General features: G+C 64.1%; 17 protein-coding genes and 1 CRISPR repeat array. Of the genes, 10 read left to right on the plus strand and 7 right to left on the minus strand.

All coding sequences use genetic code 11. From position 1 onward, the window contains the following. Complete coding sequence (cas2, locus tag UA74_RS15940; RefSeq protein WP_075766165.1) at positions 1-264, plus strand: CRISPR-associated endonuclease Cas2; 264 nt, start codon at positions 1-3, stop codon at positions 262-264. Positions 265-376: 112 nt separating this feature from the next. Beyond that, a CRISPR array of direct repeats spans positions 377-1,465; the repeat unit is 30 nt; unit sequence GTCCTCATCTGCCCTAGGAGGGTTCGCAAC. A gap of 572 nt (positions 1,466-2,037) precedes the next feature. Here cas2 and UA74_RS15945 read toward each other — a convergent pair. After that, positions 2,038-3,168, minus strand: a complete 1,131-nt coding sequence (locus UA74_RS15945) for a tyrosine-type recombinase/integrase (protein ID WP_075764676.1) — start codon at positions 3,166-3,168, stop codon at positions 2,038-2,040. A gap of 490 nt (positions 3,169-3,658) precedes the next feature. Between UA74_RS15945 and UA74_RS15950 the strand changes: the two genes are divergently transcribed. The 3 genes from UA74_RS15950 (at position 3,659) to UA74_RS15960 (ending at position 6,243) form a co-directional block, all read left to right on the plus strand. Next, complete coding sequence (locus tag UA74_RS15950) at positions 3,659-3,898, plus strand: hypothetical protein (RefSeq protein WP_075764678.1); 240 nt, start codon at positions 3,659-3,661, stop codon at positions 3,896-3,898. 465 nt (positions 3,899-4,363) lie between these two features. Continuing rightward, entirely contained in the window at positions 4,364-5,752 is a 1,389-nt protein-coding gene (locus tag UA74_RS15955; RefSeq protein WP_075764680.1) for a hypothetical protein, read from the plus strand. Between the two features lie 239 nt (positions 5,753-5,991). Beyond that, positions 5,992-6,243, plus strand: coding sequence for a hypothetical protein (locus tag UA74_RS15960; protein WP_075764682.1), 252 nt, complete (start codon positions 5,992-5,994; stop codon positions 6,241-6,243). Positions 6,244-6,372: 129 nt separating this feature from the next. Here UA74_RS15960 and UA74_RS15965 read toward each other — a convergent pair whose 3' ends face one another. Continuing rightward, complete coding sequence (locus UA74_RS15965; protein WP_157442236.1) at positions 6,373-9,003, minus strand: DEAD/DEAH box helicase family protein; 2,631 nt, start codon at positions 9,001-9,003, stop codon at positions 6,373-6,375. Between the two features lie 850 nt (positions 9,004-9,853). On the opposite strand from UA74_RS15965, the gene UA74_RS15970 reads away from it, so the two are divergent. Together UA74_RS15970 and UA74_RS15975 are read left to right on the plus strand one after the other, a co-directional pair. Beyond that, complete coding sequence (locus UA74_RS15970) at positions 9,854-11,062, plus strand: hypothetical protein (protein ID WP_075766167.1); 1,209 nt, start codon at positions 9,854-9,856, stop codon at positions 11,060-11,062. A gap of 267 nt (positions 11,063-11,329) precedes the next feature. Beyond that, the gene (locus tag UA74_RS15975) at positions 11,330-12,127 is read left to right on the plus strand and encodes a hypothetical protein (protein WP_075764686.1); all 798 of its coding nucleotides are present in this window, start codon (positions 11,330-11,332) and stop codon (positions 12,125-12,127) included. A gap of 160 nt (positions 12,128-12,287) precedes the next feature. Here the strand turns inward: UA74_RS15975 and UA74_RS15980 are convergent, their stop codons facing one another. The 3 genes from UA74_RS15980 to UA74_RS15990 all read right to left on the minus strand — a co-directional run bounded on the left by UA74_RS15980 (position 12,288) and on the right by UA74_RS15990 (position 14,614). Beyond that, positions 12,288-12,731 (minus strand): maleylpyruvate isomerase N-terminal domain-containing protein, encoded by a 444-nt coding sequence (locus UA74_RS15980; RefSeq protein WP_075764688.1) that lies wholly within the window; start codon positions 12,729-12,731, stop codon positions 12,288-12,290. Positions 12,732-12,734: 3 nt separating this feature from the next. Then, positions 12,735-13,295: a hypothetical protein gene (locus UA74_RS31850; protein WP_157442237.1), complete on the minus strand. Its 561-nt coding sequence runs from the start codon at positions 13,293-13,295 to the stop codon at positions 12,735-12,737. A 419-nt stretch (positions 13,296-13,714) separates the two neighbouring features. After that, complete coding sequence (locus tag UA74_RS15990) at positions 13,715-14,614, minus strand: hypothetical protein (RefSeq protein ID WP_075764692.1); 900 nt, start codon at positions 14,612-14,614, stop codon at positions 13,715-13,717. Between the two features lie 1,074 nt (positions 14,615-15,688). Here UA74_RS15990 and UA74_RS16000 point away from each other — a divergent pair. Together UA74_RS16000 and UA74_RS16005 are read left to right on the plus strand one after the other, a co-directional pair. Then, complete coding sequence (locus UA74_RS16000; RefSeq protein WP_075764696.1) at positions 15,689-16,318, plus strand: hypothetical protein; 630 nt, start codon at positions 15,689-15,691, stop codon at positions 16,316-16,318. Between the two features lie 17 nt (positions 16,319-16,335). Beyond that, entirely contained in the window at positions 16,336-18,567 is a 2,232-nt protein-coding gene (locus tag UA74_RS16005; protein ID WP_075764698.1) for an N-6 DNA methylase, read from the plus strand. Positions 18,568-19,101: 534 nt separating this feature from the next. Here the strand turns inward: UA74_RS16005 and UA74_RS16010 are convergent. Both UA74_RS16010 and UA74_RS16015 read right to left on the minus strand, forming a co-directional pair. Then, the gene (locus UA74_RS16010; RefSeq protein WP_075764700.1) at positions 19,102-19,290 is read right to left on the minus strand and encodes a hypothetical protein; all 189 of its coding nucleotides are present in this window, start codon (positions 19,288-19,290) and stop codon (positions 19,102-19,104) included. Continuing rightward, positions 19,275-19,655: a hypothetical protein gene (locus tag UA74_RS16015; RefSeq protein ID WP_075764702.1), complete on the minus strand. Its 381-nt coding sequence runs from the start codon at positions 19,653-19,655 to the stop codon at positions 19,275-19,277. Before UA74_RS16015 ends, UA74_RS16010 begins: the two co-directional genes overlap by 16 nt. A gap of 322 nt (positions 19,656-19,977) precedes the next feature. On the opposite strand from UA74_RS16015, the gene UA74_RS16020 reads away from it, so the two are divergent. Both UA74_RS16020 and UA74_RS16025 read left to right on the plus strand, forming a co-directional pair. Then, on the plus strand, positions 19,978-21,549 hold the full coding sequence (locus tag UA74_RS16020; RefSeq protein ID WP_075764703.1) for a type I restriction-modification system subunit M: 1,572 nt from the start codon (positions 19,978-19,980) through the stop codon (positions 21,547-21,549). Further along, positions 21,542-22,750 carry a restriction endonuclease subunit S gene (locus tag UA74_RS16025; protein ID WP_075764705.1) on the plus strand — a complete coding sequence of 403 codons (1,209 nt, stop codon included), beginning with the start codon at positions 21,542-21,544 and terminating at the stop codon, positions 22,748-22,750. The genes UA74_RS16020 and UA74_RS16025 overlap by 8 nt, the downstream gene beginning before the upstream one ends.

Raw genomic sequence — 22,750 nt, forward strand, 5'->3', positions numbered from 1 at the left:
ATGTACACCATCCTGGTCTACGACACCGCCACCGAACGCAACGCCGCAGTCCTCCGCACCTGCCGAAAATACCTGCGACACCAACAACGCAGCGTCTTCGAAGGCGAACTCAGCACAGCACAGATGCACCGGCTCCGCACCGAACTCGAACAACGCATCGACCGCGCCTACGACCACATCCTCGTCTACACCTTCCCACCCGGAACCGACCCCAGACGTCAATCCTGGGGACGCCCCGACGACCAACCACACGACATCCTCTGACCCCCACATTTCAGCGAAACCCCCGGGCCGGACGTCAAACCTCCGGTCCTCTGCAAAAACACCACCAAAAACCCGACTGGGAACGCCAGTGACCTGCGGCTTTACTCTCGGGGTCCTCATCTGCCCTAGGAGGGTTCGCAACCGATGATGCCGTCCTGCGGAAGCAACACCGGGGTGAGGGTCCTCATCTGCCCTAGGAGGGTTCGCAACCGAACCACTTGTACCTGATCACCGAGGTCGACGCGGGTCCTCATCTGCCCTAGGAGGGTTCGCAACGAACGTGGCACACGCCCGGCCGCGATCCACGCGGCGGTCCTCATCTGCCCTAGGAGGGTTCGCAACGATGAGCGTCCTGCCTGGTCGGCGGGCGACCGGGTGGTCCTCATCTGCCCTAGGAGGGTTCGCAACCTGAGTGCCTGACACGATCTAGCGCATGGACGACTGGGGTCCTCATCTGCCCTAGGAGGGTTCGCAACTGGAGCCACCTCATGAGGCCGCTGCCGGGCGCGGTGGGTCCTCATCTGCCCTAGGAGGGTTCGCAACCGCCTTCCAGCTCACGCGACGAGGCGGTGTTCGTGCGGTCCTCATCTGCCCTAGGAGGGTTCGCAACCCGTCTTCATAGATTGACGGTTGGATGGGCGCGGCGAGGTCCTCATCTGCCCTAGGAGGGTTCGCAACGGGACATCACCGCCGCGAACTGGGCCACTGTCGAGCGTCCTCATCTGCCCTAGGAGGGTTCGCAACCTGCCGGCGGTGCTGCTGCCTGGCCTCGGCGCGGTCCTCATCTGCCCTAGGAGGGTTCGCAACAAGTTGGCGGGCAGCCGCACGACAGAACAGCCCGGGGTCCTCATCTGCCCTAGGAGGGTTCGCAACACGAGCACCCCGACGCGATCGAGGCCGATCTGCACCGTCCTCATCTGCCCTAGGAGGGTTCGCAACGCGGGGACGTCCTCGGGCGGGACGCCCACGGCGCGGTCCTCATCTGCCCTAGGAGGGTTCGCAACAGGTGCGCCGCGTCCACATGCAGCAGGCGTGCAAGTGTCCTCATCTGCCCTAGGAGGGTTCGCAACAAGGCGTGGCTGCGGGCGATGTGGGCGTTCGCGGCGTCCTCATCTGCCCTAGGAGGGTTCGCAACTGCTCCGGCCTGACCGCGTACGTCTCACCGGGGCCGGTCCTCATCTGCCCTAGGAGGGTTCGCACCATGTACGGCGCCTACTCGGGTGACGTTCCGGCTGAGATCTTCATTCGCCCTCGAAGCTTCAAACATCCAACGGGAACATCCCTCGAGCGCGAGCCGGCCGAGCCGACCAAGACCCTTGGCCCTGTGAAAACAGGCTGCTCGAACTCAGCTCGCCACGACGCACCCGGCATCATGGCGACTCGCTGATCGTCTTCCAGAATCCGCGAGTTCCCGAACGGCCCGCCTGTGCCGCAACACGCGTTTACCAACCGAGGAACACCGATGCAATCGCCCGCCGCCAGGCGCCCGCTATCCGATGCGCGGATGGCGCCAGCGTGGCGACGGGAACCCGCCGCAGCCCGTGCCGCAACGGCGCAACAAGAAGGAACAGGACCATCTGACCTGCGGCGGAACGAAAACCACCAGGTCGCGAACCAGGTCAACCAACCTTGACACGGTAGAGGTCACAGGTTCAATCCCTGTATCGCCCACCAGTTATATGCACTGGTCAGATGCCCCGTCGGTGTTCATCACCGGCGGGGTTTTCTGCGTTGGTGGGAGCATTGTGGGAGCAATGGATCGTGGCGTGATTCTCATCTCGGTATGTGTTCTGGGGAGTCGGTCTCGGTAGTGCTCACCGTGGACCGCTCCCAGCGTCGTTGGAGTCCGTCGAGCATCCGGTCGATCATGTCCTGCGTCACATGCGAGTAGATGCCTGCGACGCCGCGCATCCGATGTCCGAGCCGCTTGTGTTGCAGAACCTCCGGGACGGTGTCCTCGATGAGCCACGTCTTGTGTGTGTGGCGTAGATCATGGAAGTGGAATCCGGGCAGCAGCGGCGCCCATCCACGCCGAGGAAGCCCCGCCACGGCGGGGACCCAGAACCGGTCGCGGAAGTTCGACCTGCGCAGCAGGCCCCCGTCGGTTCCGGTGAACACGTGCTCGTGGTCCTGTTCGTTTCGGTGAGCACGAAGGGAGTCACGCAGGAACGGCGGCAGATGCACCAGGCGCACCGACGCAGGTGTCTTCGGCGGGCCCAACTCCACCCGACCGCCGATCTCGTGCAGGGCCCCGAAACGCGCATCCACCCGGATGGTGCCCGCGGTCATGTCGACGCCCGTCCACCGCAGCCCGGCCAGCTCACCCCACCGCAACCCGGTATAGGCACCGGTCACCACCAACAGGCGATGCGTCGCATCCAGACGCCCGGCGATCCGCTCGACCTGCCACGGCGCCGCATGCGGTCGCTCCTCCCCCGCCCCGACACTGACGCGCAGTCTCCGACACGGATTCGTGCCGATCAGCCCCTCCTCGACTGCCTCCCCGAGGATCATCGAGAACTGCGACACCACATCGGCCACCGTCGGCTCCGCCAACCGACGCCGCAACTGCTTCACCCACGACTTCACCGCCATCCGGCTGATCTCCGACAACGGCAGGTCCCCGAACCGAGGCAGAATGTGATTCCGCAGATGGGACTGGTACTTCGCCCACGTCCCCCGCGACACGTCATGCGCCTGCTCCCACTCCTGCACCCACTCCCGCAAGGACACCCGCCCCGCCGACGGGTCGACGAACGTCCCCCGCCGCTGATCCGACTCCACATCCGCCGCACGCTCCCGGGCCGCCGCCATCGAGACGAAACCGGCCTCCGACGTCAACGACCCGTCCGGCAACCGATACCGCACCCGATAACCACTCCCCCGTCTCTCCGCCCACGCCATGACCAGACTCCTTCCACCGTGATGCCACCGCGCCCGCCCGGACGGGCAGGGCATTCCAATTCCCGCTTCCCACACCACTAAAGAGCAAGCGGTATGTGTTCACCCCCGACCATGACGCCCCGGAGACACCGAACCCCCGCCTCCGGCACCGACTGCCGTGACCACCGCACTCGCCTACGGTCGGCGTCTGTCCCACCGCCCGCGTCGTCAACCACCCGCCCGGCGAGCGACACCCCTGAACTCCGCCGAACCACCACGATTTCGACACCACACACGCCAGAGATGCCCTGGACCGATACACCACCCGGCGATCCCAGCTGGCAGGGCCCTCCTGCTCCGCACGTCGCGATGACCTGGCCAAGGGCGGGCTAATGCCCGACCGGTTGCATCCGTTCAAAGGCCATCTGGCGCAACAACGGGAACCGCGTCGAGTGTCCTACCGCAGCCGAGCCGGTAAGGCGCGACTCACATCGGCTCCAGGCACAGGCCAGTGTTCACGTCGGTGTGGGCCAACCTCGACATCCTCTTCTCACGGCAAGCCGACGCACTGCGGCACGTCATCGAGACCGACCCAGCCCTCACCGGCGTGATCCCGGACGACTACACCACCCGAAGGAAACTAGGGTACGGAGTCGTCAGCTATGAGCTCGACTACGCAGAAAGCCGCCGCAATAAGTCTTGGTTGGTCGACCAGCCCATGCTGTCACCACACGCGCTGCGTGCGCGGTAATAACACAGCCGAGTAAGGGCCCTACGCCGCAAAGTTCCGCTCGGCCTGATAGATGATCTCCAGCGGCCCGTCGCGGCGGACCGGTCACCCGACTCACACAGCACGTACTCCGCTGTGCGCTCGCATCGGGCCCAAGCAGCTGGTGGTTGAGCCGCGCGGCTGTACGCCAGCCACGCCGAAGCGGACATTCTTCAGGAGACCCTCACCGCCTACGGGCAGCAGGTCTGCCGTCTTCTTCCCGGTCGATCTCTGCTTCTGTTCGGAGTGTCGGAGCATTTCACAGATCCAGGAGGCGTTAACCCGACTCGACGCGGATGCGCCAGCTTCTCGGTATGAGTATGTCGCAGCGACGCATTGCAGCGATGACCCGACAGAATCCGTGGGGATCTCCGAGATCATCAGATATCAGACACTGTCTGGTGTGTCTCGCTGGTCATGCCGGAACCGTCGGGTGATGATCCTACGATGTCGGTTCTGCTGCTCATCGATGTCGACAACGTGATCGGTGGGAACAATCCCCGCCCCGAGACGGTCACGTCCCACGTCCAGGCCCTGACAGCGGTGGTCGAAGCTGCGACGAACACCCGACCGACGATCGCTGCGGGCTATCGCCGTCCGGAATCGGGTTCCGCGGCCATCGCCGACGCTCTTCGCGCTCTCGATGTCACGGCGTTACCCGTCGCCGAAGGTCGGGACGCTTCCGACAACGCGTTGCTGCGCTGGGCGGCGGAGACGAGGACCGAGTCGACACGGTTCTTCGTCGCGTCAGCCGACCGCGCTTTCGCCGCCGTGGCCGAGTGGGGATCTCTGGAGGTCGTCGTATGGGACGAGCAACCAGTCGCGGGGGTCCTTTCGCGATCCGCACGGCGAGTACATCGAGTCGCCAGACCACCGCGCCGCGCCACCCGGTCGCAGGAAGCACCGCCGCACAGTGCCACGATCCCTGCGAAGAGTCCCCACCATGACGAGGTCAACGGGTGTAAGGCCGAGCCACCAGATTTCACCACGGCCGCGGCCGCGAAACTCGGAGTAGCCCCGGACTCGGAAGCCATACAGCAGATCGCAAGGGCCGAACGCACGGTCCGCAGAGTCGACGTGTCCTTCAAAGCCGCTTACTTGTTCGCCGGTCTACTCGGCACCGTCGGATTCCTGATCGAGTTACTCCTTGTCGGCGAAACGGCCTACAACGGCTACGCTCGGGCCGGGTTCATCGTCGCGCTTCTTGCCGCAGGAATCACCCACTATCACCTTTTGCGCAGGTCTGTCAGTCAGCGGCTGGTCGTCGAACTCTGGCGCTCGCTGCTCGCGCTGCTCGCGGCCGAACGCTCGAACCTCGATGTCGATCTGTGGTCCGGACTGAAGCACTTGACCGTCGCAGGCCGCATCCTCGAGACCCAGACGGGCCGGTGGGAGCACCCAGGCCCTCATCCACGGCTGGCTGCCCGACTGCTCGGTCGGGACCTACGCCTGCGCGCCCTCCCCGAGCTCGGCAGGCACCCACGGGAGATCGCCACCGAACTCATCACCACGGTCGCGTCAACAACCGACGACGTCGTCCACGGACGATGGATCGCCTCCGTACCCGCCACACCGATCCAGGCCGCCGAATGGCAACAACGGCTCCTCGACATCGACCGAGCACCCACCTTGACCATTCGAGCGATCAGACTCGTGATGCTCTTCGGAGTCAGCTGGGGCGTCACCTACCTCGCCTGGAGCGCCGTGACCGGACACTCGGACAGCCCGACCCCTCAACTCAGCGGTGCGCTCGCCCTCGCCGTCATGCTGTGGGCCGGAACCAACAGAACCGATCAACTCGTCTCCGACAGCCTCCGCCGATTCACCGGCCGATGATCAAGCGGAAAAGAGCCCCGACCGACGCGGTAGACCCGCCGCCCTCCGGTAACTGGATCGCAACTGTTGCGAACCTTCGTAGGGACTATGAAGACAGATGACGCTGCCGTTTCCTCCGGGTCACGGCTCCGCCTCCCCTACGAGGGTTCGCAACGGCACCTCGGGCGACGGGCGAGCGGCACTGCCGCAAGGTTCTGCACTCGAGTCCAAGCGCCTGAGCGCATCCAGATGCGCCCATTATGGCAGCGGGTGCCCTGTGCCTGCTGCACCTCGACAACCCCGTCCGAGCCCCCACCCTGTCCTTGGCGGCCCGAGACTGGGTCGCCCACCTGCACACCTACCGCTTCACCACCGTCGAGAATCTCGCGCCTCACTCGGGCGAGGCTTGTCAAGACTGTCCGCGAGGAGTACTGAGCCGAGTCCGCACGGGGTCCGTCGACGCGGAGGCGGGAGATGTGGCGCGGGGTGTGCCGACGACCTTGGTGGCGTGACGCGAGCGGCGGCGCTCGCCAGCGTGGCCGGTTGCCTGAGCCGTGGAAGGATCCTTCGGTGAGGACGAGCGGGGCCGCCTGCCCCGCTCCGCCCGGTGGAACTCAGGATGACGGCGGTTTTCGCCGCTGTCATCGCGAGGGGAACAAACTTGCCACGTCGTCCACATTGATGATCTTCCCGAGGGTCGGGGAGAGCAGTTTGCCCAGCCATCCGTCCGGCGGCAACGTGGCCTCGATCTTCGTGCGAGCCTCGCCGCGGGCTTCGGCGTTGCCGTCGCCGCAGAGCGCTGCATACTGCTGAAGACGGTCGGCCAGGAGGTTGTAGAGCCGGACGGCAGCGTCATGATTGAGGAGCGTGATCCTGTCGCGGGCTGCCTCGGCAGCGTCGCCCTGGACGGTGGTCGCCGGGGTGAGCAGGCAGCCGTAGACCCGTGTCCTGGCCACGCGTTTGGTCTCGACTTCGATCTGGCCGAGCAGCTGGTTGACGTCGCCGCGGGACACCGGGTGTGGTTCGCCGGTCTTGACTTCCCACACACGGCGCTCACCGCGCTTGACGGTTGACCAGGTCCACCGGCAGTCGGTGGCGCTTTGTTCGGTCTTGGGCGGTCGTTCCCCGCTGGCTCCGACCAGGCGTGCGAGCATCGTGAGACCGTCGCATTGCTGATCGTGGCTGCCAGCGACCAGGGTGCGCCCGCCGGAGAGCGCGCGTTCGAGCCGGCCTCCGGCTTCACGGCGCCATTCATCCCACACGAGGAAGAGGCGGTCAGTGTCGTCAGCGGTGCGCTCATGGCCCCTGAGATCGGCGACCGTACGGCTCAACCGGCGGAACCATGCCGTACGAGGGCCGTTGGTGGTGGCGTCTTCGAGGGCGGAGCGCGCGGCGGCGAGGTCTTCGTTCCGGCCGCGGTCGAACAAGGCGTGGGCTTGGACGTAGCGCCAGAACGCGGCGTGCTCGGTCTCTCCGGTCGACGCGAGCAGGTCCGCGGCTTCGCGTGCTCGCTCGGCAGCGCGGCCGTGGTCACCTATCCACAGGTCGGTGGACGCCGACACCTCAGCATCGGCGCTTGCGACCTCACCGCTGCCGCCGATGCTGCGTCCTGGGCGTGGCCGTCGCCGTGGCGCCCTCTGCTCGACGAGTCCGGTGATGCCGGACGGTCGGTCCACCTGCCAGAACGAACGGCAGGCGTCGGTCGTGGCGACCGAGCCCTGGTCGTAGAGTTCGAGTGCGGCACGAACGATCGGCTGTGTGCCCTCGGGAATGGACGCGCGGACCGCTGGGTCGGCGAGGACCTGGGCGAACGTCGGGTCGAGGCCCAGGTACAGCGAGCGGTCGGTCGCGGTGCGGTTAGCACGGCCGAGAGCCTGGGTGACCCGTTGTCCGACACGGTGCTGCATGAAGGTCGCATCGCCGAGGTAGGCGACCACGAACCGCTCGAACTCGCTACTGGCTTGGGGCACCGTGGTAATGATCACCAGCTTGCAGATGTCGCCGGGGAAGTCGAGCCCGTCATAGCGGCCCGCAGTGATCAACTGCCCCTGGGGAGCGCGGCTCCAGCCGTCGACTGCGGTGTCGTCGCCAGCCCGCAGGCGGTAAACGGGATGACCAAGCCCACCGAGAATCGCCTGCAGTGTGTCCGCTTCGCTGTGGCTGGCGCACAGCCACGCCGCCTTGCCGCCAGCTGCCTGGGCTTGTTCGAGTGCCCAGCGGAGCACGCCGGGATCGAGTGCCTGCTCGGACGACGCATTCAACGCGAACATGCGCTCGCCGGTAGCGCCGGGAAGCAGCGGATGCTCGGTCACCAGCCGAGTGGCCCGACCGCCGCCGATACGGCGTTGCAGGTCGTCCATCGAGCCGAGGGTCGCAGAAAGGTAGATCCGTTGCTTGGCCTGGCTGTAACCGGCGTTCAGCGCCGTCGGCGGGTGGTAGGGGCGGATCTCGATTCCCGACGGCCCAATAAGCACGCCGCAGTAGGGCAGGTGCTCACGGACTTTGGGCCACACCCACTTGATCTCGTCCCTGAGCTTCTTGACCTCCGCCTTGACCTTGTCCGACTCATCCTTGAGCCCGACGTCGGCGACCAGCGGCGACGCCTCGATCACGTCCCGCGAGGCTGTGACGATCGCCGCCCAGTCGCTGAACGACAGCAACTCGGGCGGGGTGCCTGGCCGAGCGGTGCCATCACGCATCGCCTGCAGTCCGGCGTACGCGTCGGTGTGCGCGACGACAAGATCACAGATCGTTCGGTACAGGACGCGAGCAGGGCCGAGCTTGTCCGGAATGCGCAGGGTCTGTAGCCCGCTAAGCGGCTGTTCCGCTAGATGGGCGTCGTCGAAGATGACCAGGTCGGCGGGTTGCGGAACGGGCTTGCTGTTGAAGTAGACCCAGTAGTTCATCACGCCCACCGCTTGGGCCTGGTGGTAGTCGTCGAGCTTGGCACCACCGTAGTCCTTCGCGGCGAACCGGACGATTTCCAGGCCCAACTTCGCAGCCTCATCCTGAACCCGCTCTGCCAGCTGGCGGGTGCCGGTCAGGTAAGCAACCGACATCCCCTGGTCGAGTGCGTAGTCGGCGATCAACAGCGCCAACAGGGTCTTCCCCTCACCGGTCGGCATTTCGATCGCCACGTCCGGTGTCTTGAGGTGGTGAGCCGCGTACGCGGCCAGCATCTGCCTCTGACCAGGCCGAAGCTCCTTGAAGGTCGTCGACTGGAATCCGGCTAGCCGCTCGTCGAAATCTGGTACTGCCGCCGGTTCCGCCACCGCTCACTCCTCCGTCCGTATAGCCTGAACTCTACGGCGCGGGGCTCGATCGACCTATGTCCGTTCCCGCAACATCGAGAACGACACCCGATGGTCGACCAGGTCCAGTTTCTCGCGGCGGCCATCGGCGTAGCTGATCTCGTAGTTGAGGACTTCGAACCAGTCGCCCTCGACGCTCGGAAAGCGTCCGTGGAGCTGGCCTTGTCACCTTGCCCGTCAGATTCAGGCCAGGCGCGATGACGTATCGAGGAGCATCAGGCGGGCGAGGGAAACAGGTCTCCATCTGGCCCAAGAGGCTGGTGAGCACGCGCTTTCGGCTGTGGAGTTCGTCGCCTTACCAGATGGTGAACGGGCAATTGATCATGTTGGCCACCCGCCAACGACGGTGTTGTCCTCGCCCGACGGAGGACGAGGTCGCGAAAGATCTCCTCGTCCAGTTCAGCGCGATCAGGAGTCGGACCATTGGTAGTCAGCCGCCAGGAATGATCAGTGCCCTCGGCAGCGCAAGCCAGACAGTTGATATGGACCTCGCCATCGTGCACAACCGCCTGATACCCGAGCTGTCAAGCCCCGTATGCCAGCTTGCCGTCCGGTTGAGCAGTCCGAAGTAGGCACCGGTCCATGACCAGCAATGCACCCTTCTTCGAACATATGTTCACATACGGGCGGAGGGTGTCCGGTTGACGCCTAGTAGGGCCTCGGCGGTCACGTCAGAGGCGATGAGTGCGTGACGTCCGATGACTTTCGCGGCGCTCGGAACGAATCCCGCAGAGACCGTCGTGATGTAGGTATGGCCCAGATCGACGAGCGGACCGGTCAGCGCACGGAGCGGCGAACGGGAGAGGATGAGGTGAGCGAGAACCCTGAGCCGACTGCGGCCGAGGTGCTGGCGTGGCGGCGCGATGACGTGTTCCTCCCCGAGGCCGAAGCCACTACGGAGGAGTTCCCGTACCTGCGGAACATCTCAGCCGGATTCATCTTTGGCGGCGTGGTCCGCCCGCTCGAACCGGCTCCGCCGGAGTACGCGACGCTGTCGATGCCCCACACCTCCGACGGGGATTTCGTCGCACTCGCGCAGTGGAACATGCTGTGGGAGGCGGCCCAGTTCCGGCGGCGCTTCTTCGACTTGGACGCCCTGCCGAAGCCGATGGCCAAGATCGCCGACCTCGGCGACGTCAACGTCACGTTCGTGCCGCGGACACGGGCACGGTACATCGAGTACGCGCCACTGTTCCACCTGCTGCCCAAGCGCGTCCTAGGCATGTTCGGACTCCCGCTGTTGCGTGGTGGCCAGTGGCCGTTCATGGCTGACTGGGCAGGCATCGACGACTTGCTCCCGACCGACTTCGAAGCCCGGCTGGCCCGCGCGTGGGCGTGGACGGTCTGGCCGCACCTGATGTCAGGGTCGAAGATGAAGGCGTTCTCGGCCGACGACCCGATTCGGCTGTTGGCCCACAACCTGGACTTCTGGGTGCCTGCGGTGACCGCCACGATCCAAGAGCGGCTGCGGGACTTCCCCGAGGTCGACAAGGGCAGGACTCCCAGCCCGGTCCTCCTAGAGGACGGCAGCGTGCTCGCCGGGGCCATCGCCAGCAACCCGAGGATGGGTGGGCCCGTGTGGTTCGGTGAGGACGACGCCCACGACGCCGTGGTCGAGACTGTGGAAGCCGCCGACCGGACCGGCCAGCTCCGCGGCATCCTGGACGCCGTCCGATCCCACCGCATCGAGGACGACTTCTCCAGCCACTGGTCGTACGCACGCGAAGACTTCGAACGCAAGCTGCACGGCAAACGGCGCAAGGTCACGGTGAAGTTCGTCGAGTTGACCGACACCATCCCGATCCAGGGGCCGGAAAGCGAGGTGCTGGGCAACCTGGTCACCAACGACTTCCTCGCGCTGCTGGACGCCCGGAACCGGCAGATCGTTGTGCTGCTCAACAGCGGCGTGACCAGGAAGACCGAGATCACGGATGTGCTCGGGTACGCAAACCACAGCGCCGTCTCGAAGCGCCTAGCGCAGATCCGTCGGGCCGCCGAGGCGCACTTCGACAAGGACTGAGCCAGTGGTAGTAGTAACTCGGTTCGGCTCCGGATGGTCGGAGTGTTGGTCGGGAACCAGTGCGGACAGAGCCGAGTTTGTAGCTGGTCTCCTACAGAGCGGCGGCGTTACCGGCCTTGCGCTAAGGCGTGCCCGACATGATGATGGCCGAGCCGACGGCCAGAGAGCTTCCCCCGCTCCGAACAGTATCCTTGTGACTTCCCGTTGGCCGGGATATGCCCGACGCTGCAGAAGGTAGGCCCTGCCGCCTACGGCCAGAATCGCAGTATGGATTACTTGACGGTCTTTCGGAGGGCGCAGCCGGAGTTGGAACAGTGGCGTCAGCGTCAGGTGCGCTACCCGCCGGAGGAGCCCGAGCGTGGTAGCGACCTCGCCGAGGACGACAAAGTCTTCCGCTTTCAGCGGATCAGCGAGATGGCGCGGCTCAGTTTAATCTCCGCCGGTGAGCACCTGCGCTTGGTTTGGGACGGTTTGGACCGAGGGAACCTGTACAGCTCCGCGCAGCACACCGCTCTGCGGGGCGCCCTGGTCGGTGCCGCGCAGGGCGTGTGGATCACCGCGCCCGACGACGCGGTGACACGGCAGCGACGCGGCCACGCGGTGATCAGCGAGTCATACGAGCAACTACGCAAGTATCAGAGTCGGACGCTCGATGTGGCCTCCGGTCTCGGGCTCACACCCGCTGGAGAGCAGCAGGTGCGGGCCCAACGTGAGTGGATCGCCACCCGAGAGCGTGCGCTCGCGGCGGTGCAGCCAGCGCCCATGAAGTTGAATGTCGCAGACGTGGTGCGGGACGTCGGACCAGTGGTCTTCCCGGAAGACCCGTTCCGCCAGGCTGGCCTGCGGCTGGCTTGGAACACCTTGTCCGGTGACGCGCACGTGCTGATGTGGAGTCTCGCCCAGCGGGCAGAGTTCCAAGCGTTTGGTCTGCCGGACCGCGCCACCGGCTTATCGATTGGTATCACCGGAGGACACCTCGGAGAACTCGCTGGCTGGTATGACCTCGCTATGATCACTCTGCGCCGCGGCTGGCGTTTGTTCGATCGGCGATGCGAAGGCACGTGAGAGCGTCGTGAGCCGATGGCGGGCGAGGCCTTCGTCGACCGACCGCTAGAACTGGTGAAAACGCATACAGGACCCTTTCGTCGGGAGAAGCCGACACCACCTGTCGGCTTCTTCCGACGAGATCGGTTCGCTGCCCCGACTTGACGCACCGACGCGTTGATCAACTGGGCGAGTGGCTGCCTGCGTCGGCCACCGGCGGCTCTGAGTGGTTCCACCGGCCTCGTGCTCCACAGAGGAGCTTGCGGACATCGGCGGCGACCGTCCCGGCCTGCACGTCGCGTGCTGCGGTGAACAGGTCGCGGGTGTCGATCAGGACACCGCCCTCGGCGACGAGGTCGACGAGGGCGTCGTCGTCCGGGAGTACGACGGGTCGGGCGCTTGGATCGGTGGTCCGGAAGTGGTTGACCACGTGCCACAACGCGTCCGGGGCCCGGCCGTGGTCGGTCGCGTAGCGGGAAGCCCAGCGCCGGATCCGGGCGAGATGGTTGACCTGGGCTCCTCGGGTGTAGCCCTTGATCTCCACGATCGCCTCCCAGCCGGGCTCGTCCGGGTCGCGTACGCGCAGGTCCTCCCGTCGCTGCCCTTGGGGGAAGACGGTGTCCATGTCCTAGACCTCGAATCCGAACGATTCGAACGTGATGCGGACGGCGGTTTCCAGCGCGTCGCCGTCCGCACTGAGCAGCCGTGCTAGCCCCTCGGCCGCAGTGGTGTCGGCTACAGCGACCCGATCGCGGGCCTCGACCAGCTGGCGGTCCAGGTCGTCGAGCATCCTCTCCCGCTCGACTTCGAGGTCGGCGACGACGTCGCGGGCGGCCCGTTGGTCGGCCGTGGCCCACTTCGGGCGTTCCCACCACCTGGGCAACGCCGGAATACGCTCGGGATCGACCTCCCGGAAGTGCGTCAACGCCACGGCCACCCATGCCGCCGGTCTGGGACAGCCCTTCGGTAGGAACCAGCACATGCCGCCGGCGTGACGACGAAACACCCCCGCGAGAACGGCCTCCTCACCGGAGAGCAGGAAAGGGCGGAGGTCCAAGAAGAGAGCATCCTCCGACGAGACTGGTCTAGCGAAGTCGCGTGGGTCCGGATTTGAGAGAATGCTTTGTACTTCGGCCTGCCTCCATGCGCTCAGCACGGGTCTCGGGTTCTGCTCGTCGAAATACGGCACCAGACACGCGGACCAACCCACCCAGCTCGCCGGTGATGTCGGAGGTAATGATCAGCTCTCGGGACCGCGACTCATGTGTGTCGGTACGCAGGTCCCGTACAGAGGAGAACGTCTCCTCCCCAACCTCCGTAGCTTCTCCGAGGTTGTGAGCACCGAAAGACACCACGTGCAGATGCGATGCCCGCTTGATCGACCCGCTTCCAGTGACGAGCACGTCCGCCTCCCACTCAGACAGCAGATCCCCTTCGGTCACACGGACGGAAGACGGGAACAGCTTTGCGACCTCGGCGGCCACCTCATCGTCGAGGTCCTCAAGAATGGCGCGGGGTCTCGGTTGCGCGTTGTGGACGTGCACGACGATCAGTACAGCGCATGTGCCCGACAGGAGGGTGCGGGAGGGCGGGATGTGCGGTCGACGGTCAGGGGGCGGGGGCGAACCGTCTGGTGAGGGTGGCGGCCTCGGTCAGTATCAGGGGCAGGTCGGTGTGGGTGGTCCATCGGCGGTTGAGGAGCAGGTCGCCCGCCCAGCCGAGGAGTTCGCGGTAGGTCGTGGGCAGTGCGGTGTCGTGCGAGGCTCCGTCGGCGGGGAGGCAGTCTTGGTGGCCGATCTGCCAGGTCGAGTGTGTGACGTCGTCGCGGGCGAGGCGTTCGAGTACGTCGTCGAGGTGGTCGGGGTGGGTCTTGGACAGGGTGACCGCGTGGCGGATGTCGACCCAGATCCAGGCCTGCGGCGGAGGCACTCTCGTGTGGCAGACCGCGCAGTTCAGGGAGTTGAAGTCTGATCGGGTGATCTTCCGTGGTGGCAGCACGCCGGCGTGCGGGTCGGGGAGGTGCTCGTCGAGGATGGCAGAGGTGGTGGTGTAGGGGTCGGCGTCGAGGATGACGTCGAACAGGACTCGGGTGCTGGCGGCGAGTTCCAGGGTGGACACGGAGGTGAACGCCCGGATCCACCAGTCGGGGTCACGTGCGGCACGTGCGGCGAGCGTCTCGATCTGCTCGACCAGCTCCGACGTCGCGGTCGCCGTCGGCGCCCGCTGTTGCTTCTTGGCGTTGGCCACCGACCGCCACGCCAGGCAGTACAACTCCCCCAGGGGTCGACATCGGGCGGCTGGGCGTAGGGACGCCCGCAGGTCGAGGAGACGGTCCTCCTCAACCGTGCAGAAGCCGGCCTGGGCGAGTTCGTGCTGGGTGTAGCGCACCGCCTCTGCGGCGATGACGTCGACGAGCAGGTCGACCAGCTCGAGGCGACGCGAGGAGGTCATGAGCGCCGGGTCCAGCCTGTCCAGCAGGTGTGCGTCCAGCGCCGCCGACTCCAGCATTCCAACCAGCCGCTACGAGCAGGGCCGAACCCATGATAACACCCAATCAGAAACAATTAATTCAAGCAGAACCCTTCGACTATTCCAATTCGCCGCGCGCAACTCCACGCAGATAAAAGCGGCTACATGATTATGGACTCAAGCCTGACCGGCAAATTGCTAGCACAGACGCACCGGATTTATGTCCAGTAAATTTAACGGCAGCCTCATTGCACGGCTCTATGGTTAGCCATCGAAAGCCGTTCGTACCGATCCGACGCCCCGTTTGCTCCATTTTTACTAAAGCCCGACCGGGTTGACCAATGGTGATGAGCAGATTTAAAGCCACCAAAAGCATGGCTACAAACGGCATGGCAACGCAGTCCGCTCTGGCAGCTCCGCTGCCAGCCACTCGCTCCCACCTGCGATGCCGTGGTCGTGATCTCTCAAGGAAGCTCAAGTCGCCTGTATCCCACACAGCTTGAAACTCATCGTCACGGGTACCGACGATCACATGAGACGAGCCAGCACGCCCGAGTTCGCGCATCCAATTATCGACCGAATTAGTTCGCTCGGGCTGGTCTCTCCGTGTACCCACAGCCGTTCGGCGCCCGCCCCAGGATCCAGGCCTCCTCAGACTGCAAGGCGGCTGCGTACCCCGAGAAGCCCAGCACTTCACACTTCACGCGATCGACATAGGCGACGAGCAATCTACGTCGCGACCCGATCGCGTGCTTCAGGCTGCCGCAACAGCCGAACACGTAAGCCACCAAGCAGCCCCGAAGCCCTCTGAACTGCATTAATCGACGTACCAGCGAGCAACTGCCAGAGCTACCCGGGCATCCGATGTCCCAATGCATAGCGCCGTACAGCATCAAGTTCACAACTCCGAGTACGGGTCAGTACTTGACGACGGGTAGGCGTACAGCTACCGTTGCGCCAGCAACGCGGTTCAACCATCGACGACGCCTGGTTGAGTGCCAGAAAAAAGACAGCGCGCCAGGTGGCATGCCGAAGCAGAGGCGAACCAGGGGCATACTCGAATATTAGAGCACAGCTTCAGGCTGGCCTGCTACACATCTCAGGGGGATCAGGATGGCTGCTACCGACGATTCAAACGCGTGGATCCCCGAGGCCCTCTCCAAGGCCCGTTTCAGCAAGTACCTGGAGGTGTGCGGCGGTGATGTGGCTGCCGCCTTCCGCTTGTACGTGTGGACCGTCCGCGTATGCGGGGCGTTCTACCCATTGTTGCACTTCGCCGAGATCACACTGCGTAACGCGCTGCACCGTGAGCTGACTGCTCAATTCGGCCGCGATGACTGGTGGGCAGTGGCCCCGCTCACCGTCCACAGCCAGAACCTGGTTAAGAAAGCACAGGAGAAGGTCGACGTTCCAGAGTCACAGCAGAACGCCAACAAGGTCGTGGCGAAGATGACCCTCGGTTTCTGGGTCTCGCTGGTCAGCGAGACGTACAACCGTACACTATGGGTCCCGATCCTTCACCGCGCCTTCCGGCACTACGGAGGACGCAGAGACCGCCTTCATGCCGAACTTGAGAACATACGGGATCTGCGCAACCGCGTGATGCACTACGCACCTCTCAATGGTCGTGACTTGCGTGCCGATCACGCCGCGCTCTACCGGGTATACGACTACCTGTCTTCTGGACTGAGTCCGGCCATGCGCGAGATCGATCAGGTCCCGCACGTGCTCTGGCTCCGTTGATCAGTGAGGATGCACCCATGACCGAACCTGGCCAAGGCCTGCCCCTCACCGACATCGCGAAACTGGCGGGGGTCGGCGTGAGCGCGGCCAGCAACTGGCGCAAGCGACACGCCGACTTCCCCCGCCCCACCGTGACGGCGGGCCAGGAGCTGTTCTCCCTCATCGAAATCGCGCGCTGGCTCGATCAGAGAAGGATCGCTCGCAACGGGCTACGGTCAGACGAGACTCCCGGCACCACCTACGGCGACCGGTTCAAGCGCAACGCTGGGGTGCACGCCTCGGTTGATCGGCCAACGACACTGCGGATGAACCCAGAGGCCAGCCATGACACGCCTGCTCTGCTGTGGCAGATTATGGACCAATTGCGCGGCGATCTAGACCGGGCGTCGGCTGCCGAGTTGGTCATGAGCCTTCTCTACCTCCGCTCCACCGCCCCGGCACTGTGGCAGGAAGTCACAGAACAGGGGAACTGGGACGACGTGAGCCGACTGCTGCGATCCGCACCGGTAGCGGGACTGGGTACTCCGCTACCGGTCCCCGACGGAAGAGGTTCCCTCGGCGAGCGACAGTGGCTACGGGTGATCGATCTGTTTAATCGGATCGAGCTGGAAGCTGTCAATCCAGCAACGCTCTTCGACGCGCTGTTGAACAGCTTTCACCGGGATTTCGGACGGCGGGGTGGTCACTTCACTCCTCGATCGCTGGTGCGCCTTTTGATCGAACTACTCGATCCTCGTGAATCGAGCACGGTGTATGATCCGGCGTGCGGCTCCGGCGAGCTGTTGGTGGCTGCCGCGCAACGGGGAGCGGCGTCGGTGTCCGGTCAAGCGCTGAATGAGCGGTCGCAGCGGATGTCGCTGTTCAACATCGCTTTGCACGGTGGTAAAGCGGACGTGCGAATTGGTGGTCCTCAGGTGAGAGGCGGGGCGTTCACCGACAGGAAGTTCGACATCGTCCTCGCCAATCCCCCCTTCAACCTACCGACACCCGACGAAGCCAGAAAGGACACGTGGCTCTTTGGCGTGCCACCGAAGAGAGATGCCAATTTCGCATGGCTCCAGCTTGCAGTGATGAGCCTGAAGCCCGGCGGGCACGCCGGTGTGCTCATGCCCAACGGCGCATTGTTCACTGGCGGAGCGAATGCCGATATCAGACGAATGATGGTTGATGCAAACATTATCGCTAGCATCATCACATTGCCGGCAGGTCTGTTCGCCTACACCGGGATTCCGGTGTCTCTCTGGCTGCTTCAACGACCCGAACCCAGCAAGCTGAAAGTGCCAGAAATCCTCTTCATCGACGCCACGACCGTTCGAGGTGAGTCCGACGGGGACGGCCGACGTGTCTTGCACCCCGAGCTCCGGAGCAAAATCATTCAGACCTATCGCGACTGGCGCGATCTCGGGAGCTCGTGGAAGCATGACGGCTCCGAAAAGTTCGCTCGATCAGTCGGTATCGCCGATATTCAGCAGGAGAACTACATTCTCGAATCTAAGCGCTACGTGGGCGCGGAAATCACTTCTTCTACCTCGGTGACATCAGTCGAATTCAAGTCTTTGCAGCGAGAATTGGACGATCTGAAGAGTAAGGTGGAGGTGATTCAAGAAGACATCGCCTTGCGCATTTCCGCACTACACGACGCAACTCTCGAAAGAAGGATGAGCGTTCCCCTTAGTCAGATATGCGACGTTCAATCAGGGCCAGGTACGGTGCGCAGGACACGTGGCCACTTTACTGCAACTTGGACTCGACTGGTACTGCCCCGTAATATCAGACTCGGGTACCTAAGCCATGAGGACCTGGACACCGTAAACCCGGAGACTACCGCGAGGTTCGCGAAGTATGCGCTATTGCCAGGGGATGTCGTATGCGCACGATCAGGGACACTCGGCCGGCACGGGCTCGTCCGTGAGGCGGAGGCTGGATGGCTTTTGGGTCCCAGCTGCATGCGTCTACGGCCGTCAGTCAATGGAATTGATTCCACGTATCTTGTCCACTACCTGAACTCCCCCGAAGCACAGAAATGGATTAAGGAGCGTTCCCGCGGCACTGCGATCCCGAACATCAGCGCGAGCACCATGCGCAAACTGGTTATCCCACTGCCACCGCTCACGATGCAACGAGAGATCGTTGCCGCAGTGGATGCCGCCAATATCCACATCGAGCAGCAACAACGAGCCGTCGCAGCCGCCCTGCGCCTCCGAGATGTCATTTTCCCGCTCACTGGTGCCGCGATAGGCGATCTTTGACCAACCACGTCAATCATCGTGATTCGCATTAAAGAGGCCGACTCAAGATGTTCCACTGCCACCCCCTGGTTCCTTTATGGACCATATCCCAAAATTCGGGGGTCGCCGCACCGTCTACCTTGGTTTGAAGTCCGCATCCCGATCACCCCGACTCGAACCATCTGCGGCACAGCCCCGCAGCGACTGCTTTGCTGGTCGCGAGTCCTGAGCTTCCACAGGTACGCCAATGGCCACGAGGCCTGGATAATGTCGACACCACCCACACTGCCAGCGTGATCTTCGCGCTGCCGTGACCTGCGCCGATGGAGAACCAGTAGGTCAGGCGATGCCGTTCCACATCGTAGAGTGCCGTTGAGCCTTGTTGCGAACATATGCATGCTCCAGCTCCGCTCCAGGAAAACTGGTGTGAAACAAGCATCATCGCTCGGTCATCAGTTCCGGATTGATGTGGATCGACGGCTGCCACATCCAGATCGCACACATATCCGACACCATGCGCGGAAAGCTGCGCACACCGAGATCACCCCAGTAATTCTAGATCGCGCACATAGATAAAGACCCGATCGCGGTCATACCCTGCAAGAGGGCGGTGGCCAGACGTGTGGTGGTTGACGCACGAGGATAGACGTACTGGCCGTTGATCGTTGCCATGAACACCACGAAGAACACGAGATGGCTGCATCCCGCCAGCGCTTGCTCGCCGACGATCAGATACTCGACCACGAACCCGACCGTGCCGGACAACAGTGCATACGCCAACTGAGCAGCCAGCCCACCCGTTCCAGCCTGCGCGCGGAGCGGGTGAGGCGTCGCATCACCTCAGGCTCGGCGCCGATGCGGATCGCGACCTCGTCGTCCACCGTCGGGACGGCCTCGCCTATCGACGACTTCGGGTGACTCTGGTCCTGACGCGAAGCCGCCGTCGCGACCTGACGCGGACCCTTGCCCCGACGACAGCTCGGCCCGGGCCGTGCTGCCCGTCCTGGCGGCCTCGCGATCAACTCCACCAGGCACACCTCGACCAACTCCGGGCGAGGGTTGTTTCCTCCGACGACGTTGTCGACATCAACTAACAGCAGCACCGACATTCGCCTATGGTCGCGAGTTCTCCTCCGCTCGTGTGCGACGACACTCCGGGTCCAGCAACGTGGCCCGTGGAGAAGCAGGCGACGGGCACAGCAGGGCGTGGTAACGACCGCAGCCCTCGCACGATCCACCAGTTGACACACTCGCGTGACAGCTGACCAGCCCCGATTCCGGGACCGCCGCGACACGGGAGGTCGTGTTCGAGTGATCTGCGGGGAAACTACGCTCCTCAGTACGTGTCAGGCACCCCGAATAGGGTGATCAGCAGGCACACCACGGCCTTCGGCCCTCCACCCCTTTGACGAGCAAGGACACCCCCGACTGATGGCAGTGACCCAGCAGGAGATCGAGAACCGGTTGTGGGACGCCGCCGACGAGCTGCGCGTGGCGATGCCCGAAGCGCAGTACTCCTCGGTCATGTTCCCGCTGATGTTCTGGAAGTACCTGTCGGACACCTGGGAGCACCACCACCAGGAGTTCCTGGCCGAGAACGACGGCGTGGAGAGCCTCTCCGCCGAGGAAGCCCGCGAGATCGAGTACCGCGACTACCAGTCGTTCGAGATCCCGGTCATCCACCCCGGGAACATCCACGAGCGCCCCGCCACTTGGTCGTCCATCCTCGCCACCATTACCCAGCCCGGCCTCGGCAGGCGAGTCCGCTCCGCCCTGCAGACCATCGAGACGGCGAACCCGGACAAGTTCTCCCGCCTGTTCGGGTCCATGACCTGGACCTCCGAAGAGGTGCTGTCGGCGGACGTGCTGGCAGCGGTCATGCAGGCGATGGACCGCACACCGAAAATGCACGAGGGCAACATGTCCCACGACGTGCTCGGCGGGGCCTACGAGTACCTCCTGAAGCGGTTCTCCGACGGGTCCGGCACCCGCGCAGGCCAGTTCTTCACCCCGCGCGAGGTCGTCGAGTTGATCGTCAAGCTCCTCGACCCCACGAGCTTCGAATCGGTGTACGACCCGACGTGCGGGTCGGGCGGGATGCTCATCGCCTCGGCGAACCTCCTGAAGGCCAAGGGCGGACGCGGGTACACGCTCAAGCTGTACGGGCAGGAGGCCGTGCCAGACACCGCAGGTGTTGCCCGCATGAACCTTTTTATGCACAACCTCACGCAGTTCGAGGTCGAGGTCGGCGACACCCTGAAGGACCCGCGCTTCACCAAGCCGGACGGGTCCGCCGCGCAGTTCGACGTGATCGTCGCCAACCCGCCCTACAGCCTGAAGTGGAAGCCTTGGATCAGGGACCCGCGCGCCCTCGGCGGGGTGGCGCCGCCGTCGTCGGCGGACTGGGCATTCGTGCAGCACATGATCGCGTCGATGGACCCCCGGAAGGGCCGTGCCGGCGTCGTCCTACCCCACGGCGTCCTCTTCCGAGGCGGCCAGGAAGCAGTCATCCGCCAGCGTGTCCTGGATGACGATCTACTAGAGGCGGTGATCGGGTTGCCCGCGAACCTCTTCTATTCGACATCGATCCCGACCTGCATCCTCGTGTTCCGTGCTCCCGGCGTGAAGGCTCCGGAGCGCAAGGATGGGGTGCTGTTCATCGACGCCTCGAAGCGGTTCACCAAGGCGAAGAATCGCAACATTCTGACCGAGTTGGACATCTCCGATGTGGTGACCGCCTACCACTCGAGCTCGGATTCCGGCGGAAATCCAGTCGACTCTGATGGCGGCGGACTCGCGGCGCGATTCGTGCCCACCACGGAGATCGCCGCGAACGGGTACGACCTCAACACTGGACGCTACGTCAAGCAGGCCGCAGCCGAGCAGGAAGACCTCGGCGCCCTCATCGACGCCTACAATATCGCTCGGGCCGAGCGTCAGAAGACAGAGCAGCACATGCTCGCCGTCCTCGCCGCCGCTGGGATCGGGGGCTTCGATGAGTGAGCAGTCGCTGTGGCCCTCGAAGGCCCTCTCTAAGATTGGCGAATTGATCCGGGGGCGTCGTTTCACAAAGAACGACTACGTTGAGTCCGGACTTGGCTGCATCCACTACGCGCAGATTCACACGGACTTTGCGGCTATTGCGAAGAACTCCCTCACCTTCCTCGCCGAAAATTCCCGTGCGCGAATGCGCCTTGCTCGCCCTGGGGACCTGGTCATCGCTGCGACCAGCGAGAACGTCGATGATGTCGGGAAGGCAGTCGCATGGCTGGGCGACGACGACGTTGCGGTTCACGATGACTGCTATATCTTCCGCCACAGACTCGATCCTGTGTACGTCTCGTATTTTTTCACGTCATCTCCGTTCAATTCACAGAAAATCAAGTATGTATCGGAGACGAAAGTCGCGCGCATCTCGGGTGTGAACCTAGGCCTGATCGAGATTCCGGTGCCCCCTAGGCAGGTGCAAGAGCGGATAGTCGAGGTTATCGGCGCGGTGGACGAGCAGATCGCCGCTCTCGGGGCCGAGGTGGCTTCTCTACGATCCTTGTTGGCAGGAACCCGGCGGGAGCTGGAATCGGTCGAGGACAGGACCGCTCTTGTTGACCTCGCAGAACCACGTGGCATCCAGATCGGCCCATTCGGATCTCAGCTCCATGCGCACGAGTACACGGAGGACTCGTCGGGAACTCCTGTGGTCATGCCGCAAGACCTGGTGGACGGCCAGATCCTCACCACAAAAATCAGGCGGGTACCCGACAACGTGGCGGCCAGGCTATCCCGACATCGGCTCACGGCGGGTGACATCGTCTTTCCGCGACGTGGCGACCTCTCGAAGCGTGCCCTCGTCATTGCCGAGCAAGATGGCTGGTTGTGTGGAACGGGATGCATTCGCGTCCGTCCGCAAGACTCATCGATGTCACGGCTCCTCGCAGAAGCTCTCTCCGGCGCAGCGACCACCGAATGGCTGGTCTCTCACGCGGTAGGGACGACCATGTTGAACCTCAACACCGAGATCCTGAGCAACCTGCCAGTGGCGGACATCAAGGGGCATCATGCAATCGCGGAGGCATGCCTAGAGATCGTGGACGTAATTCGCCGAACCCAACTGCAGGCCAGCCGGCTCCGCAGCGTTCGTGCCAGTCTGCTGTCGGGCCTGCTGAATCGCACCATCGACATCAAGTCCGCCGAGCTGGAGGTCTAA

Source organism: Actinoalloteichus fjordicus (assembly GCF_001941625.1).
Taxonomy (GTDB): domain Bacteria; phylum Actinomycetota; class Actinomycetes; order Mycobacteriales; family Pseudonocardiaceae; genus Actinoalloteichus_A; species Actinoalloteichus_A fjordicus.